The 15609-nt window shown below is 42.7% G+C and carries 14 protein-coding genes; 5 read left to right on the plus strand and 9 right to left on the minus strand.

Annotated elements, in window-relative coordinates; genetic code table 11:
- Window positions 1-184 precede the first annotated feature (184 nt).
- Together QZ735_RS00060 and QZ735_RS00065 are read right to left on the minus strand one after the other, a co-directional pair.
- Window positions 185-1231 (minus strand): ATP-binding protein, encoded by a 1047-nt coding sequence (locus QZ735_RS00060; protein ID WP_294243048.1) that lies wholly within the window; start codon window positions 1229-1231, stop codon window positions 185-187.
- A 50-nt stretch (window positions 1232-1281) separates the two neighbouring features.
- Complete coding sequence (locus tag QZ735_RS00065; protein WP_294243050.1) at window positions 1282-1959, minus strand: response regulator transcription factor; 678 nt, start codon at window positions 1957-1959, stop codon at window positions 1282-1284.
- A gap of 191 nt (window positions 1960-2150) precedes the next feature.
- On the opposite strand from QZ735_RS00065, the gene QZ735_RS00070 reads away from it, so the two are divergent.
- The 3 genes from QZ735_RS00070 to QZ735_RS00080 all read left to right on the plus strand — a co-directional run bounded on the left by QZ735_RS00070 (window position 2151) and on the right by QZ735_RS00080 (window position 7799).
- Entirely contained in the window at window positions 2151-4766 is a 2616-nt protein-coding gene (locus QZ735_RS00070; RefSeq protein ID WP_294243051.1) for a TonB-dependent receptor plug domain-containing protein, read from the plus strand.
- Window positions 4767-4798: 32 nt separating this feature from the next.
- Window positions 4799-6028, plus strand: a complete 1230-nt coding sequence (locus QZ735_RS00075; protein ID WP_294243053.1) for a hypothetical protein — start codon at window positions 4799-4801, stop codon at window positions 6026-6028.
- Window positions 6029-6635: 607 nt separating this feature from the next.
- A complete protein-coding gene (locus QZ735_RS00080) occupies window positions 6636-7799 on the plus strand; it encodes a hypothetical protein (protein WP_294243055.1) in 1164 nt (387 codons plus the stop codon).
- A gap of 207 nt (window positions 7800-8006) precedes the next feature.
- Here the strand turns inward: QZ735_RS00080 and QZ735_RS00085 are convergent, their stop codons facing one another.
- The 7 genes from QZ735_RS00085 to QZ735_RS00115 form a co-directional block, all read right to left on the minus strand.
- Window positions 8007-8291 carry an Imm32 family immunity protein gene (locus tag QZ735_RS00085; protein WP_294243057.1) on the minus strand — a complete coding sequence of 95 codons (285 nt, stop codon included), beginning with the start codon at window positions 8289-8291 and terminating at the stop codon, window positions 8007-8009.
- A 241-nt stretch (window positions 8292-8532) separates the two neighbouring features.
- Window positions 8533-8664, minus strand: a complete 132-nt coding sequence (locus QZ735_RS00090) for a hypothetical protein (protein ID WP_294243058.1) — start codon at window positions 8662-8664, stop codon at window positions 8533-8535.
- A 41-nt stretch (window positions 8665-8705) separates the two neighbouring features.
- Window positions 8706-9611, minus strand: a complete 906-nt coding sequence (locus QZ735_RS00095) for an IS110 family transposase (RefSeq protein WP_294243059.1) — start codon at window positions 9609-9611, stop codon at window positions 8706-8708.
- Window positions 9612-10665: 1054 nt separating this feature from the next.
- A complete protein-coding gene (gene hemL / locus QZ735_RS00100; protein WP_294243060.1) occupies window positions 10666-11949 on the minus strand; it encodes a glutamate-1-semialdehyde 2,1-aminomutase in 1284 nt (427 codons plus the stop codon).
- Window positions 11950-11990: 41 nt separating this feature from the next.
- Window positions 11991-13052 carry a glucosaminidase domain-containing protein gene (locus tag QZ735_RS00105; protein WP_294243061.1) on the minus strand — a complete coding sequence of 354 codons (1062 nt, stop codon included), beginning with the start codon at window positions 13050-13052 and terminating at the stop codon, window positions 11991-11993.
- Window positions 13053-13122: 70 nt separating this feature from the next.
- Window positions 13123-14025, minus strand: a complete 903-nt coding sequence (locus tag QZ735_RS00110) for a 1-aminocyclopropane-1-carboxylate deaminase/D-cysteine desulfhydrase (RefSeq protein ID WP_294243063.1) — start codon at window positions 14023-14025, stop codon at window positions 13123-13125.
- 156 nt (window positions 14026-14181) lie between these two features.
- Window positions 14182-14508, minus strand: coding sequence for a hypothetical protein (locus QZ735_RS00115; RefSeq protein ID WP_294243064.1), 327 nt, complete (start codon window positions 14506-14508; stop codon window positions 14182-14184).
- Window positions 14509-14549: 41 nt separating this feature from the next.
- Here QZ735_RS00115 and QZ735_RS00120 point away from each other — a divergent pair, with 41 nt between their 5' ends.
- Together QZ735_RS00120 and QZ735_RS00125 are read left to right on the plus strand one after the other, a co-directional pair.
- On the plus strand, window positions 14550-14732 hold the full coding sequence (locus QZ735_RS00120) for a DUF5522 domain-containing protein (RefSeq protein WP_294243065.1): 183 nt from the start codon (window positions 14550-14552) through the stop codon (window positions 14730-14732).
- 1 nt (window position 14733) lies between these two features.
- The gene (locus QZ735_RS00125) at window positions 14734-15264 is read left to right on the plus strand and encodes a DUF4136 domain-containing protein (RefSeq protein WP_294243066.1); all 531 of its coding nucleotides are present in this window, start codon (window positions 14734-14736) and stop codon (window positions 15262-15264) included.
- Window positions 15265-15609: the final 345 nt, after the last annotated feature.

Here is a 15609-nt window from a genome sequence, read left to right on the forward strand (position 1 = left end):
TCCCTTTAACTTCGATATCCCGGAAAATATCTTCTTTTGCATCTAATATTACGCGGATTTTGTAAACCATCAGTTTTAAATTACTTTTTTGCCTTTATTATTATGATAAATCTCTGATGCAAATATAAAATAAATGAAATGTGACAAAAAAATATTTATTGATTTTTTAAAACATTTTTTTTCCTTACATTTTGCCGGAGCTATTTGCTTTTTCGAGCATGAAACTGAACTTTGTGCCTTCCAGGTAAACGCTTTCCGCAGTGATGTTTTCATCATGGGCTTCCAGAATATGTTTTACGATGGCCAGGCCCAGTCCGGAACCGCCCTCCCTTCTGCTGCGGCTGGTTTCCACCCGGTAAAACCGTTCGAAAATCCTTGGCAGGCTTTCGGATTTTATACCCATACCGTTGTCAATGACTTCAATGAGTACCTTATTCTTCAGGATGCTGGTTTTTACCACCACCCTGGCTTCCTGGCGGTTGGCGTAATGGATGGCATTGGAGATCAGGTTGATGAATACCTGGGAGATTTTCTGCTTATCGGCTTCAACGAAAATCTGGGGATGGAGGGTCTGGATCTGCAGGGTGGCGTTGTGCTTTTCCGCCTCCAGGTCGAGGAGGTCGAAAATTTCCTTGATCAGTAGGTTGACATCGAATTTTGAGACGGTGAGGTTGATTTCGCCGGCTTCCAGCCTGTTGATCATATCGAGGTCGGTAACGATGGCAATGAGCCGCTCCACGGATTTGTCGATACGCTCAAGGTACTTATCGCGGATCACCAGGTTGTCCACGCCGCCATCACGGAGGGTTTCCACATATCCCTGAATGGAAAAAAGCGGGGTTTTCAGCTCATGGGAAACGTTGCCGATGTATTCTTTACGGTAGCTTTCCATTTCCTTCATCATATCCAGCTCGGTAATCTGCTGCTGGTTGAAGTCGGAGAAGCGTTCTCCCAATTCTTTGATGGTAATGTTTTCATGATGGTCATGCACGATTTCCTGCGGCAGGATCTGGGAGAGCCCGCGTACCTGTTTCTTTCCGTAATAGGCAAAGAGCAGTTCCAGGACTGCATAGTTGGTCATAAAGATCAGGACCAGGCAGATGAAAAGCCCGATGTTGAAGAATGGGGTGTCGTAATAAAGGTCCTTCAGCCAATCGAATGTGATGACCAGCAGGAACATCACCAGTGTCAGGAGACACGAGGCGACAAGGGTAAGCCTGTAAAATTTCAATTTTACACTATTTTGGGGTTCGTAGTAAAGGTAAGCAATGAAAACGGATATTACACAATCAGCTTATACCCGATTCCTTTGAGGGTCTGGATGGTATTGATCCCCAGTTTCTCCCTTAATCTCCGGATGTGGACATCAATGGTCCTTTCGCCTACAATCACGTCATTGCCCCATACCTTTTCGAGAATCTCTTCCCTTTTGAACACTTTCTCGGTATTGGAGGCAAGAAGATACAAAAGATCAAATTCTTTCTTGGGAAGCAGGAACTGCTGTCCGCTTTTGGAAACACGGAAGTTGTCCTTATCGATCACCAGGTCCCCGATTTCGATCAGCTTGGCGTTGTCCGAAACCTGTGAAGTAAGCTGCAGGAGGGCATTGACCTTGGAGATGAGGATCTTCGGCTTGATGAGTTTTACGATATAATCGTTGGCTCCGGCCTGGAATCCGGCCAGCTGAGAAAATTCTTCGCTTCTGGCGGAAAGGAATACGATGAGGGTTTTCTGAAGCTCTTTGATCTTCCGGAGTTCCTGGCAGGTTTCGATGCCGTCTTTTTCCGGCATCATGACATCCAGCAGGATCAGATCGGGGATCATTTCCTTGGCTTTTTCAATCCCTTCGTTACCGTTGGTGGCTGTATAGATATCATAGCCTTCCTTTTCCAGATTGTAGGACAGGATCTCTAAAATGTCGAGTTCATCGTCGATCAGGAGGATTTTCTTTTGGTTCATTTTCAATTTTTACGCGTCAAAGTTAATCATATTTTAATCACAGTTTAACAAAAGCGGGATCGTTCACATAAAGTTAACAATAATATCCTTTTCTTAATATTTAGTTAAGAAAAATTTAAATTTCCCTAAACCATTTAGCCCGCCGATCTTTCCTTCCTTTGCACCGAAAGAATATAGTAAGAAAAGTAAAAATGAATTTTAGAAAACTGAGTATTGCAGTTTTGTTTTTAACGACATCCGGAACTGTACTTTACGCTCAAGAAACCAAGAACGACACCGTAAAGAAAGAGAAGAAAATCGAAGGTGTAGTAATCCAGGGAAGCAGCAACCGCAAAACGGAGACTGCCGTGCTGGTAGAACAGAAGAAAGCCATCATCCAGAAACAGGCCGTAAGCGCGGAGGAGATTTCCAGAAAAGGGATTTCCAATGTGGAACAGGGCTTAACGAAAGTAACCGGGATTACCACGGTGGAAGGAAGAGGCCTTTTCGTGAGAGGTCTTGAGGAGCGTTACAATTACTTACTCATCAACGGGCTGGGTTCTCCATCCAACAACCCTTTCCAGAAAATCATCGCTTTGAAGCAGTTCCCTACCGACGTGGTGGGCAAACTGAACATCTATAAAACTTTCAACTCCAACCTCTACGGCGACTTCGCCGGCGCTACTTTCGACATTGAAACCCTGACGATTGACAAGGCTTTCTCGAAGGTGGAATTCAGCGTGGGGGTGAATACACTGAGTACGTTCAGGGATAATTTTAAAATTGCTGAAGGTGCTACCGGGATTGATGCTTACCTGGGGCTGAATTCAAGGGACAAAAGACTTCCTGAAGAAATCAAGAATTACAGACCAGATACTTATATTTTCTCTAAAGAACAATCATTACATTCTTTCAAAGATTCATGGAATGTAAAAAGTATCAAAACCATTCCTAATACCAGTATAGGTTTCACTACGGTTCAGAAGTTCAAAGCGGGTAATACAGGTACAATCGGTGTTTTATTATCCTTGAATCAAGGTTCAAAATATTCTTATCGTGAAGGAGACAACAATCAGTTCAGAGATAATGGACGAATAGTAGAACTTAGTAATATACTATCTAAAAAGAGCTATGTATATGAGCTTGAATCTTCTGCATTGCTTGGTTTAGGCTATAAAAATAGAGGAACCAATGTAAATCTGAATGCGATGTATCTACAGAATTCTGCAAATATCATTGAAGATTTTACAGGTTTTAAAAATTTCAGTTATGACGAAAGATTTTTCAGAACTAATCAGCAGGATATTTCGAAATTCTTAGATCTTCAGTTGACTGCATCCCAAAAGCTCGGAGAGCGTCATATGTTTAAAGCAGGGGGAAGTTATGTGATGAATAATTACAGTCAGCCAGACAGAAAGATATTTGAACTTACCAAACCGGAAGATTTTAATAATGCAATGTTTTCTTATGGAGGAAATAACCTGATCAGGCAATATTTGGATGTTGACGGTAAATTTTATGCATCCGGTTTTGGAGAATATTCTGTATTTTTAGGTAATAAAGGAGAAAGAAAAGATTATCCGTTGCAGTTAACTGCCGGGTATAATGGTTTTGCTGATATTAGGAGAAATTCATACCGCTTTATTTTTGGAGTTCCTAATTTTAAACTTCCAAATAATCCGGTTAATATAAATGTTGATCAAATTCAGCCTACATTAACCAATTCTATCAATAGCGGAACACTACAATATAAAGAAGGTTCTGATGCTTATTCTTATCTATCCAATATTTATCAGTTTGTAAATGCCGGGTATGTGCATGTAGATTATAAACCTACTGACAGCTGGGATATTTTGTTAGGCGGAAGACTGGAAAACGATATGCGGGTAATCCGTTTTAACAGACCAGGGAATTCTAATAGGATCACTCTTGCTCCTAACACTAATTACTTCCTTCCTTCTCTTTCTGTTAAAAATGCGTTAGACAGTAAAAATAATGTCAGATTATCATTAAGCAAAACAGTTACCCGACCGATCCTGATTGAAACTATGCCTATCGAGTATATTAATCCCGATAACACTTCAATACTCGGTAATGAAAACATTAAAAACAGCGAAAACTATAATATCGATCTGAAATGGGAGCATTATCCTTCAGCTAAAGAGATGTTTGCTGTTAATCTTTTTGCTAAAAGGATTGATCACGCTATTGAAAAATCCATAGCACCATCAGGGAATGCAAGTGGGGTTGTTGTTACGTTTTATAATGCCAATAGAGCAACTTTAGCAGGTATTGAACTAGAAGGTATATTAAGTTTAGGAAGATTATCCGAATCACTCAATAAGTTTACTCTTGGTGCCAATGCCACTTTTATGTATTCTGATGTCATCAGAAGTGAAGAACAGTTAAAAACAGAAAGACCTAATATTCCTGGATTTACAGACGATCAATTACATAAAAGAGGATTACAGGGCGCTGCTCCTTACACGATCAACGCTGATTTAAAATATGAATATAAAAACTCTAAAAATTTGAGCAGTACAATTTCTCTGGTATATAACGTATCCGGATCTAAAATTTTTGCCGTGGGAGGTTCAGGAACAGATAATTATTACGAAAAGCCTTTTAATCAGCTGGACCTGGTTTATCAGAATCAAATTGATAAAAACTGGAACATAAAATTCAGAGTACAAAATATGCTGAACAGCAAATACAGAGTAGATTTAGGAGATAATAGCTACTATCCTGTGAATACAGGCGGTGTATATTCTCTTAATAACTTTTTTACCGGCGTTAACTTCAACTTCACCGTTGGGTATACTTTCTAAACCATTATTAAAAAATTAAATCTTAGTATAAAATGAAAAAGAATCTTATAACTTTACTTTCTCTGACACTGGTATTAAGTGCAACCTTGTCATCCTGTTCTATCGATATTAATGATGGTGATACAGTTGCAGGCAGCGGATCAACAGGAACAACTCCAGGAACTACGGAGAGTGTTCTCAGCGGAAGCGGTACTCTTTCCGGAACCATCACTAAAGATATTTTAATTAAAAAAGGAACCTATGTTCTGGATGGCGTTGTAAAAATAACCAATGGAGCTACTATTACTATCGAGGCTGGTGCTGTCTTTAATGCCGTAAGCACAAAATCAAGCAGTCTGGTCATTCTTCAGGACGGTAAGATCAATGCAGTAGGTACTGCTTCAGAGCCAATTGTATTTACGACTACAACTAAAACGCCGGGAGACTGGGGAGGGATTACATTGTACGGAAATGCTCCTATTAAGGCAGTGAATGGTCTGGCGCAGGCTCTTTCTGAGGATGGAAACAATGTTTATTACGGTGGAAGTGATGCCAACTCAAATTCCGGAACTATGAAATTTGTCCGTGTGGAGTATGGAGGAAGAAAAATCAATGACGGTACATCTGAGACCAATTCTATGACTTTCTATGCAGTTGGTGCAGGAACTACACTGGAAAACCTGGTTACTTACAAAGGAACCGATGACGGATATGAATTCTTCGGAGGTACGGTAAGTGCCAAAAACATCATTTCCTATGGAAACTTCGATGATTCTTTCGACTGGCAGGATGCCTGGAGCGGACAGAACAATACGAACTGGTATGCTTTCCAAACAGGAACTGGAAACTTCGGAATGGAAGTAGAGGCTTCTGCGAATGTAGACAATACACCTCCGAAAATTTCTAATATTACTTTAATCAGGGATACCAATACAAATCCTGAAGTTGCGGGTTCAATAGAAATTTCTGCTATTCAGTTTAAAAGACAGGGAACAGGAATTTTCTCTAACGTTTACATCAGTGGTTATAAGAATATGGGAGGTAAAAATGCTTATTCTGTGCTTATTCAGGATGATGCTACCAATACCAACCAAGTTGCTAATGGTAAAGTTGTAGTATCTCCTATCAACTACGTAAATTCTGATAACGCAGGAGTTTGGGGATATACTCAAGCAAATGGAGGTAAAACCTTTACCAATACCTCTACCGTAACCAAAGTTTCCCTTACCGGAGGTGCATGGGCTACCGTGGACGGCGTGAACCTGCTGGCAGGACTGCAATAAGAAGTAATCAGTTTCTTTATATTTAAATTTAAAACGGCACCGGAAATATTCCGGTGCCGTTTTATTTTTCCGGATGGTATTGTTGTGGAGCTGACAGCAATTAACTTCCTGCTATTGGCTTTACAACCGGAATTTTACAATTCAAAACGTCCTATTACATTATTTCAAATACTTATTGCCAGGCCGTCTTTATTTGGCTGCAGTTTCTCCGGGTGATCTTAATTTAATGTAATCCGATAGTATTCATCTTATTTTCAATATTTTAAACCCATGGCATAAATCACTCAGCCCTGAATGGGCATCATCTTTAAACAAATGGTGTCATACAGATAAGCCTGCATGATTTCATTATTCCTGATTTACTCAATAAATAGGTTTCGCTCCTTCAGGGCTCGTTGCTGTCGGGTGCTTTCTGTAAACCCCGGGTTTTACCCGGGGCTATGATCATGACGCCCCTATGGGGCTTATTCACCTGCTGTTCTTTTTGTTATATTTCATGAGAAGCCTTTTACAATATTCATCCGATCATTGGCAGATACGCAGAAAAGCTGTAATTTGGTCCTTCAATAAAGGACTTCCGGCTGTCCTGTAAATAAAAATAAATTCCATGAAGAAAAAATACATCACCCTTGCCCTTTCCGCTCTGATCATCAGCGCTTCCGTTTCGCTGACTTCCTGTAAAGAAGATGAAACGATCCCAACCATTCCGGTCGTGGGAATAGCACAGGATCCGGGTAACTTCAGGGGCGAAGTCACCAACGGGCAGACCGTTACCCTGGATGCCACCCGGGTTTATATCCTCAACGGAGCCGTAACGGTGAAAGCCGGCGGGAAACTGGTGATTCCGGCGGGTACCAGGATCGTGGCCAATGCAGGAGCAGCCTCGTATGTACTGGTGGAACAGGGCGGGCAGCTTTTTGCCAACGGAACCTCAGCCTCTCCGGTCTCTTTCTCCTCTGCCACCGCCATTCCGGGAAGCTGGGGCGGACTGGTCATCTGCGGGAAAGCACCGCTGAACACCGGAGCATCCGGTTCTTCAGAAATCGGGAATTCCCCCTACGGCGGAGCAACCGCCACAGACAACTCAGGATCTTTCACCTATGTAAGAATAGGATATGCCGGTGCCGATTTTGCAACAGGTAAAAAGTTCAACGGGCTTTCCTTATTCGGAGTCGGCAGCGAGACCAAAGTGGAGAATATTGCCGTCCTGAACGGAGCAGAAGACGGTATCGAACTCTATGGCGGAACAGTAAACGTTTCCAACATCGTTTCCACAGGCAATGCCAGTGATGCCTTCAGCTGGAAAGACGGCTGGACCGGAACCGCCAGTAATATTTTCACCAACCGGAGGACAGACGGAGCCGGAAATACGGGCATCAAAGGCATCAGCAACGTTTCCAATACCAACGCTTCCCCAAGATCAAACCCTATCCTTAAAAATGTCACCGTACTCGGCGGCACGACCGGTGAATCCAACGCCATCAGGCTGTATGCCGGTACCCATGCCACCCTGGACAATGTCGTAGTCTCCAAATGGGCCACCGGAATTTCTGCAGAAAGCGACTCCACCGTAGCTTACCTCAACGGCAAGAAAAAGATCACCAACATTTTCTTTGATACCAACGTCATCACACAAGCAACCCTGAAATCCACCGCCGGGGCAGCCGTAACGATCAAAGACTCTACCTATATTATTAAAAACGACGCTACCGGCGCCGGCAATGGCATGGCAAGCCCGGCCTGGGCAGTGGGCTGGTCTGGTTTGCAGTAGATAAGACCTTTGTTATAAAACAAGAATCTGTTTCCCGGAAACAGATTCTTGTGCTTTTAATTAAGATTGTGCTTATCAAATTGAATATTTAATATTACATTATAATGTTTATTATTGAGATCAATCCTTATCCCTGATAAAATTCTATTATACTTTTCCCTGATGGCCTTTCAAAACTTTAATGAAAATTACATAATCGTTAAACTATTATTCATCTTTATCCTGCCAATACATGATCTTTAAATGATTAATTAATTTTATGTCACAATTTAAATTCTGTTGATCATCACTTAGCTCATCCCCTCCCCAATTAGGTGTCATCCAGTGCGAATCATTATCACTATTTTTTTCAATTAACTGCGAAAGATAATTTCTTAAAAACTCTGCCCCTTTTTTATTAAGATGCAGTTCAATCATCTCTTCATCTTCACTATATTCAATTGTTAATACTTTTTTCATATTATTTTGGTGTATACATTTTTGAAGTTCCATCTAAAAAGAATTTTGCTTTTTCAAGAGAAGGATGATCATTATACCAAACATCAACATGAGCAGTCTAAGACCATTTGTTATAACTTGCACCCTTGTCAAGAAAATATTTTGTTCCTGTTTTTGGATTGAAATATGAGGTACTATCTTAAAATGCAAATTTATTTTAATAAATTTTTATATTTTTGTAACACAGAGAGGAAACAGACTGTGATATTTCACTGGAAGTTTACCTTGTGTAGCCTCAATTCGTTGGGGCTACGTTTTTGCTTTCTTCGAAAGCAGACAGAGAGGAAGACACCTGTTCCTTTTCCCGGATGTTTTTTTCGTAATCCGCATTGTATTCTTCCTGCTTTTTCCATAGATGATAAATCATAACCAAAAGCTTTTTTTGGACCGCAACATAACTCTTCATTTTTATACCATGTTTTCATACGTCCTGTCAAATAAATCTTTATATTTTTTCACACCACACTTGATCACCACCAGGGAAGGCATATATAAAGCCCTTCTTATTCTCGAATTGCCTTTTTTTGATATTTTGGTCTTTCCTACCCGCGTTCCGGACTGCGCTTCCACCACATCATAACCTGCATAAGAAACCAGTTGCTTATAGTTTTTGAATAATTCAAAACCGCTTGTCTCGGCCAGAACAGTGGCTAAAGTCAGTTCGCCTAATCCCTTCATTTTTAATAAACTCTTAAATCTTACCGAGAGATCAGCATCTGAGTCCATATGCTTTTTAATCGCCTTACCAAGCTCTTTGATCTGGGTCTCAAATAAGGCAATGGTCTGTTCAAGCTGCCGGATCACCTCATCTGACTGATGCATGGCAAAACGCACGGCATCCAACTGGTTTTTAAAAACCGTCTTTAACTCCATAACATTCTGATGCTGCCTGGTTAATGATCTCAGCTGATAGAAAAACAAGCCCATAGGCTCCCATAAGTCCAGGCACTGCTCTGCACCCATTTTTGATAACCCTCTGGCATCTATCGAATCATTCTTTGATTTTAATCCCACTGCTTCCAGATATTTCTTAGCCTTATTAGGCAAAACAACTGACACGGAAAAACCTTTCTCAAACAGATAATAAGCACAGTTCTCATGATAAATTCCCGTAGCTTCCATGCACACTACCACCGGAAGGCTTTCTTTCTGATGCTTCGATATCCAGCTCACTAAATCTTCAAAACCTTTTTGGGTATTAACAATCACACAACTCGATTTTACAACCACCTTCTGCTTCTGATCAATAACACTCATACAGGCATTGATTTTCCTGGCGGAAACATCCAGGCCTACGGAATACTTTAAATTCATCGCTTATTAATTTTTGATAAACAAAAAACTGCAATGGTCCTGGCTCATGTTTTATACAGCATCATTGGACAAAACCAAGTGCTTAAGTACTATTGGGACTTGAATGCAATTAAACCGGATTGATTTGCCTAGGATGCACAATATCATCAAAGATGTATCTCGCCGCGATAGAATTTTGCAACCCGGTCTTGTTTATCTGTTACTAATTTTCAAAGATCTGCATTTATTATTTTCTATCAAACAAAGATATGAGTCGCGATAGAAACGGTTACCCCACAGCAGGCGATGGAGAAGGGCGGGCCGGCGGATGGATATGGTGTCGGGAAGTGTGGAGAAGGCCGGAGCGAGGAGTATGAGTGGATAGCGCGATATAGCTCCTGAAAAAGCCAATGGTGAATTCTGGTTTGCAAGTGAATTTTTCAGGCTGAGGTTACAATTGATCCTTGACCAGCGCAGCGGATTTAACAACACCAAAGCGTGAATGGTGTACGGTGAATTTTGCTTCGCAAGTGAATTTTTCAGGCTCAGGTTACAAGTGACCCTTGATCAGTGTAGCGGATTGACTATTCACAAAGGACAAACGGTGAATGTCGCTATACAGGTCACTTTTGTCACTGTTGAATTCATGCTGGTTGGATGGCGGGCACCAGCCTGGAGGCTGGCGCCAGCGGCGGAGAGACTCAAATGTAGCTCCTACGCCAGCGGTGAGATAAAATTTTACGGACCCGGAAAGTTTTAGCAGATGATGTGTATGCAGAAAATGACGCCTGCAACAGCGGTGAGGCTGATTCAAGCACAGATAAGCCTGACGGGTTTTAAGAACGCGTCAGGCTTTTTAGTATTATTACATATTCAGAATAAACTGAAATTTCATTGTTGTCTGGAAGTAAATCTCAGGCTGATGTTAAATTCACTGTTCACCAGCGCAGCGGATTGACCCTTGACAAAAGGCAGACTGTTGAATACTGCTCTGCAAGTCAGTTTTGCTGTACAGATCAATTCTCAGGCTGAGGTTTGCAATTGACCCTTCACCCACAGGAATTGACCCTTGACTTTACGAGTACTCAAATTTTCTTACCGCTTCCAGGGTCATGTCAATTTCCTTGTCTTTGATGGCATCGCTGATGAAATAAGTTTCGTAGCCGCTTGGCGGAAGGTAGATGCCGTTCTTCAACAGCTGGTGGAAGAAGTTGTTGAACAGGGAGTGGTTGGCTTGCTGGGCTTCATCGAAATCGGAGACACTGCTGATGTGGAAAAACACCGACATCATGGAGCCTTTACGGTTGATCCTGTGGGCAATGCCTTTTTCGCTGAGGATCTTTCCGATCTCAAGGTCAAGGGTGGCCGTTGTTTTTTCCAGCCTGCTGAAGAAATCAGGATCGTTTTTGATGAGCTGTAAGGTTTTCAGTCCGGCCCGCATGGCCAGTGGATTTCCGCTCAGGGTCCCGGCCTGGTAGACACCGCCTTTCGGGGCCAGGTGGTCCATGATTTCGTTTCTACCGGCAAAGGCACCTACCGGCAGGCCGCCACCGATGACTTTTCCGTACGTTACCAGATCGGCTTTCACGTTGAAAAGTTCCTGTGCACCTCCGAAGGCCAGCCTGAAGCCGGTCATGACCTCATCGAAAATCAGCAGGGCCCCGTTCTGGTCGCAGAGGGTTCTGAGTTTCTGAAGGAATTCATTTTCAGGAAGCACACAGCCCATATTTCCGGCTACCGGTTCAATGATGACGGCAGCAATTTCTCCCGGATTATGCCTGAAGAGGTCTTCCACCTGCTCAGCATCATTGTATCTTGCCAGCAAGGTATCCTTTGCCGTTCCTGCTGTCACGCCAGGCGAATTCGGGTTTCCGAAAGTCGCGGCACCGCTACCGGCCTTGATGAGGAATGCATCGGAATGCCCATGGTAACAGCCTTCGAACTTAACGATTTTATCCCTTCCGGTAAAGCCTCTGGCCAGCCTGACAGCGCTCATACAGGCTTCGGTTCCCGAGGATACCATCCGGATCTGGTCGATATTCGGGACATTTTCCACGATAAATTTTGCAATTTCCGTTTCCAGTTCGGTCGGAGCACCGAAGGAAAAGCCTTTTTCAGCCTGGATTTTCAATTCTTCGAGCACCTCGGGATGGGTATGGCCCAGAATGGCCGGACCCCAGGAATTGATATAGTCGATATAGGTATTGTCGTCGGCATCCGTCAGGTAGGCCCCTTTTGCGGACTTCATAAAAACCGGTACCCCGCCTACGGATTTGAATGCGCGCACCGGTGAGTTTACGCCTCCCGGGATGTATCGGTATGCTTCATCAAATAAAGCTGAACTTCTTTGGTATTTCATATAGATCTGTTACATCATCATTCCGGAGGAAGATGATCCGTTTAATTTCTTGGTTTTTTATCGATCAGGTAGATCAGCTGGCCTGCAGCGGGCTGCTGCCCTTCATCCATCCTGTTCTTGGCATAAAGCTTATTGAGTTTGATCCCGAATTTCTGGGCAATGTCATGCATATTTTCCCCGGATTCGGCTTTATAAGTTGCGGTATTCCCGTCGGAATTTTTGGATTCCAGGAAAACAATTTCATTTTTGCGCAGGACGTCGCTCTCCAGTTCATTCCACTTGATCAGCCTGCTTTCGCTGATCTTGAATTTTTTAGCAATGTACTGAACATTGGTATCTTCCGGAATGATGATGTATTTCAGGCCGTCGTTCGGATGGCTTTTGATCAGGATGGTGTTGAGCATTTCCGCCTTTCTGATTTTTTCCACCCTTTTCTGCTGCTGGGCATACGAGGTCTGCTTGTACGGAACCTCAACAGTGACCGGATCTTTTACTTTTGGTTTATGGGAATATTTTTCAGGTTCCATCTGGGCCATGAAAGCCATATCGTCTTTCAGGTTCGGATACATCTTCAAAACAGCATACAGCACTTCCCTGGAACTGGTATTGTCGAATTCATAGAGCCTATATTTTTCAATTTTTCCGATGAGTATCGAAGCATATCTGGGATTGGTAGCATAGCCGGCTTTCTTAAGGCCTGTCGCCCACGCTTTGTAATCTTTCATATCCAGGTTGAACAGGTTGGCATAGTATTTCCTGGTGGACAGGAAGATGGAATGGTCTTCATAGGACTGTCTCGGATCATCATAAACACGGAAACATTCGTTCGGCGCATCGTCGGTATGCTTCATGGTTTTACCGGTCCAGTCTTCCTTGCATTTGATACCGAAATGGTTTTTCCCCTCCAGGGCCAGCCGGCTCTGTCCGCCGCCGGTTTCCAGCAGTCCCTGTGCCAGGGTGATGGAGGCCGGAATTTTATATTTTTCCATTTCCTCCACGGCGTATTTTGCAAATTTCTGGATGTACTGGTCTTCAGTGGCCCAGGCCTGGGCGTGGAATGTTGCTAAAACTAAAAGGCTTAAGAAAGAGAAAAGTCTTTTCATCTTATAATTTTTATTGTTTTTAAAATGAAAGATGGAACACTGCGTGTTTCATTGTTTCAATTTTTTTTATTTATACAATTAAAGTTCTGTTCTGTTTTTCCAACAGCCGGTTGGCACCTTCAATGCCCTGCAGCCCGCCGGTGTGAAAGCAGAGAATCCTGCTGTTCTCAGGAAAATACCCTTCACCGATCAGATGAAATACCTTCTGCATCATTTTTCCTGTGTATACCGGTTCCAGCGGAATCCCGTACTTCTCCCTGAAGATATTGATAAAACGGATATTCTCATCATTTATTTTACCGTAACCTCCGAATGCTGAATCCATTAGCCTGAAATTCCTTTTTGAGGTCAGTCCTGCAATTTTCAGTTCCAGGGAATCGTCATTCACTACAGTGAAGCCGATGACCTGCTGATTTTCCCCTGCATATTCCGAGAGTCCGGCAACGGTTCCCCCGGTTCCGACTGCGGTGCAAAGATAATCAAAATCTTTGGTATGGTCATTCAGCATCATCCGGATGCCCTGTACAGCTTCCGGATTGGTACCGCCTTCGGGAATGATAAGCGCACCGGGAAATTCATCCTGCAGAAATCCGGTAAGGAGTTCTTTATGCCGGTATTCTTCGCGGGTAACGAACTTCAGGTTCATCCCGTTTTTACGGGCAAAGACCAGGGTTGGGTTGTCCTGCCATTTATCGCGGAGTTCTTCTCCCCTTATGATTCCCAGCGTCCGTATGCCGGCCTGACCGCCTAACGCCGATACGGCTGCTATGTGATTGGAATAAGCTCCGCCAAAAGTAATTATATAAGGTTTTTCCGGATTTCCCTTCAGGTACCGGTTGATGTTATAAAACAGCTTCCAGTATTTGTTGCCAGAAATATGGGGATGCACCAAGTCTTCCCTCTTAATAAAAAGGCTAACGTTTCCCCCAACGGGAATCTCAACAACAGGAATCTGGATTTCGGGAATATTCATCGGTGCAAAGTTCCTGATTTTATTTCAGATGATCATTTTTAATTGCGTTAAACAAAACTTAAAACCAATACCGGACATTCTCATGAAAGCGGCGGCAGCCAGGTAAACAGCAGCCGGCCTTATCCAGGGATAGCTGTACCTTTTGATCATGCCTTTTTAAAGGTATCTACGGAATCCCCACAACTTCCTTCCGCTAAGGTAATCCATATCATGCTCATGGGCATAGGCTTCCCGCTCGAAGGAAATCCGCCGGTAGGCAGCATAGCCGTTCTTCAGACGGATCAGCCAGAAATAGTATTCGCCCAGGTACAGGAGATAAAAGAAAATAACCAGCAGTTCCGCCTGCTGCCGGAGATGAATTTTTTCATGATTGATGAGTACCGGATTTTTCTTATCTTCGGGGTTCCTGATGAAGATGAAGGGAAAAAGCGTAATGCCGCTGATTTTTAATCTCTTTAAAGGCTTTTGGCATACAATTATCATAATAACAAATATAAAGTTTTTTTGACTTACCGATTTAACTTATGGCACTTTTCGAGATCAAAGAAGGCGAGGATTTTTACTACAATGAACAGGGATACAAGGTTTTTACGGAAAATTTTCACCTGAAACGCGGACATTGCTGCAAGAGCGGCTGCAAACATTGCCCTTACGGATACGATAAAAAGACAGATACATTTATAAAAAACGATAAAAAAATTAAGTAAAATGAAAAAATATATTTTTCTTCTCCTGGCTTCGGCTACCCTTACCCTGAGTTCCTGCAGCCCGTTCAATGTACGTTCCGATTATGCTGAGACGGCTAATTTCAATGCCTATAAGACCTATAAGCTGAGAATTGACGATCTTAAGCTGAATGATATCGACAAAGACAGGGTATTGAATGAACTGTCCCGCCAGCTGCAGATGAAAGGCATGCAGTCCGGTGACAGCCCGGATCTGATCATCAATGTAAAAGCTAACCATAAAAAGGTAACGGATATCAATTCCACTTCCCCGTACGGAATGTGGGGCTGGGGCGGGCCTTTCGGATGGGGTGTAGGGATGAACAGGACCTGGACCAGTAATTATAATGAAGGTGCAATTATCGTAGACTTTATCGATGCCAGAACCAATAAACTGGTATGGCAGGGAATCGGAAGCGGAATTTCCGTGGATTCGCCCAGGGCTAAACAAAGACAGATTCCTGAAATCGTAGGGGAAATCATGAAAAATTACCCGCCGCAGATGAAAAAATAAGCCATCAGTAATCAGATATATAAAGAGTGCCGGATCATTTTGTTCCGGCCTTTTTCTTATATGTTCTTCTTCGGATAGTTTTTACAGATCAATATCAGGTGCCATGGACTGGCATAAAAAGTAAGCCACAAGAAATACCGGGAAATACTGGAATATAAAGATCAAGGAATTTGACAAAACCAAATTTTCATACTACTGAATCAGGTTGACGGAGTGTGGGAAAGCGCAAAGTCGTAAAGAATACTGAAAAAATATGGGTTATGAGGCGCAAAGAATTTGACAAAGTCAGATTTTAATGCTGCTGAATCAGCCGGCTGTATTCCAACCTCTGATTTATGACCACAG

This window comes from uncultured Chryseobacterium sp., from assembly GCF_913776365.1.
Classification (GTDB): Bacteria; Bacteroidota; Bacteroidia; order Flavobacteriales; family Weeksellaceae; genus Chryseobacterium.

What these genes read in the sequence shown, in the direction of transcription:
- QZ735_RS00065 (WP_294243050.1), bottom strand. Translation starts at nt 1,959, where the DNA reads ATGAACCAAAAGAAAATCCTCCTGATCGACGATGAACTCGACATTTTA.
- QZ735_RS00070 (WP_294243051.1), top strand. Translation starts at nt 2,151, where the DNA reads ATGAATTTTAGAAAACTGAGTATTGCAGTTTTGTTTTTAACGACATCC.
- QZ735_RS00075 (WP_294243053.1), top strand. Translation starts at nt 4,799, where the DNA reads ATGAAAAAGAATCTTATAACTTTACTTTCTCTGACACTGGTATTAAGT.
- QZ735_RS00080 (WP_294243055.1), top strand. Translation starts at nt 6,636, where the DNA reads ATGAAGAAAAAATACATCACCCTTGCCCTTTCCGCTCTGATCATCAGC.
- QZ735_RS00085 (WP_294243057.1), bottom strand. Translation starts at nt 8,291, where the DNA reads ATGGAACTTCAAAAATGTATACACCAAAATAATATGAAAAAAGTATTA.
- QZ735_RS00090 (WP_294243058.1), bottom strand. Translation starts at nt 8,664, where the DNA reads ATGATTTATCATCTATGGAAAAAGCAGGAAGAATACAATGCGGATTAC.
- QZ735_RS00095 (WP_294243059.1), bottom strand. Translation starts at nt 9,611, where the DNA reads ATGAATTTAAAGTATTCCGTAGGCCTGGATGTTTCCGCCAGGAAAATC.
- hemL (WP_294243060.1), bottom strand. Translation starts at nt 11,949, where the DNA reads ATGAAATACCAAAGAAGTTCAGCTTTATTTGATGAAGCATACCGATAC.
- QZ735_RS00105 (WP_294243061.1), bottom strand. Translation starts at nt 13,052, where the DNA reads ATGAAAAGACTTTTCTCTTTCTTAAGCCTTTTAGTTTTAGCAACATTC.
- QZ735_RS00110 (WP_294243063.1), bottom strand. Translation starts at nt 14,025, where the DNA reads ATGAATATTCCCGAAATCCAGATTCCTGTTGTTGAGATTCCCGTTGGG.
- QZ735_RS00115 (WP_294243064.1), bottom strand. Translation starts at nt 14,508, where the DNA reads ATGATAATTGTATGCCAAAAGCCTTTAAAGAGATTAAAAATCAGCGGC.
- QZ735_RS00120 (WP_294243065.1), top strand. Translation starts at nt 14,550, where the DNA reads ATGGCACTTTTCGAGATCAAAGAAGGCGAGGATTTTTACTACAATGAA.
- QZ735_RS00125 (WP_294243066.1), top strand. Translation starts at nt 14,734, where the DNA reads ATGAAAAAATATATTTTTCTTCTCCTGGCTTCGGCTACCCTTACCCTG.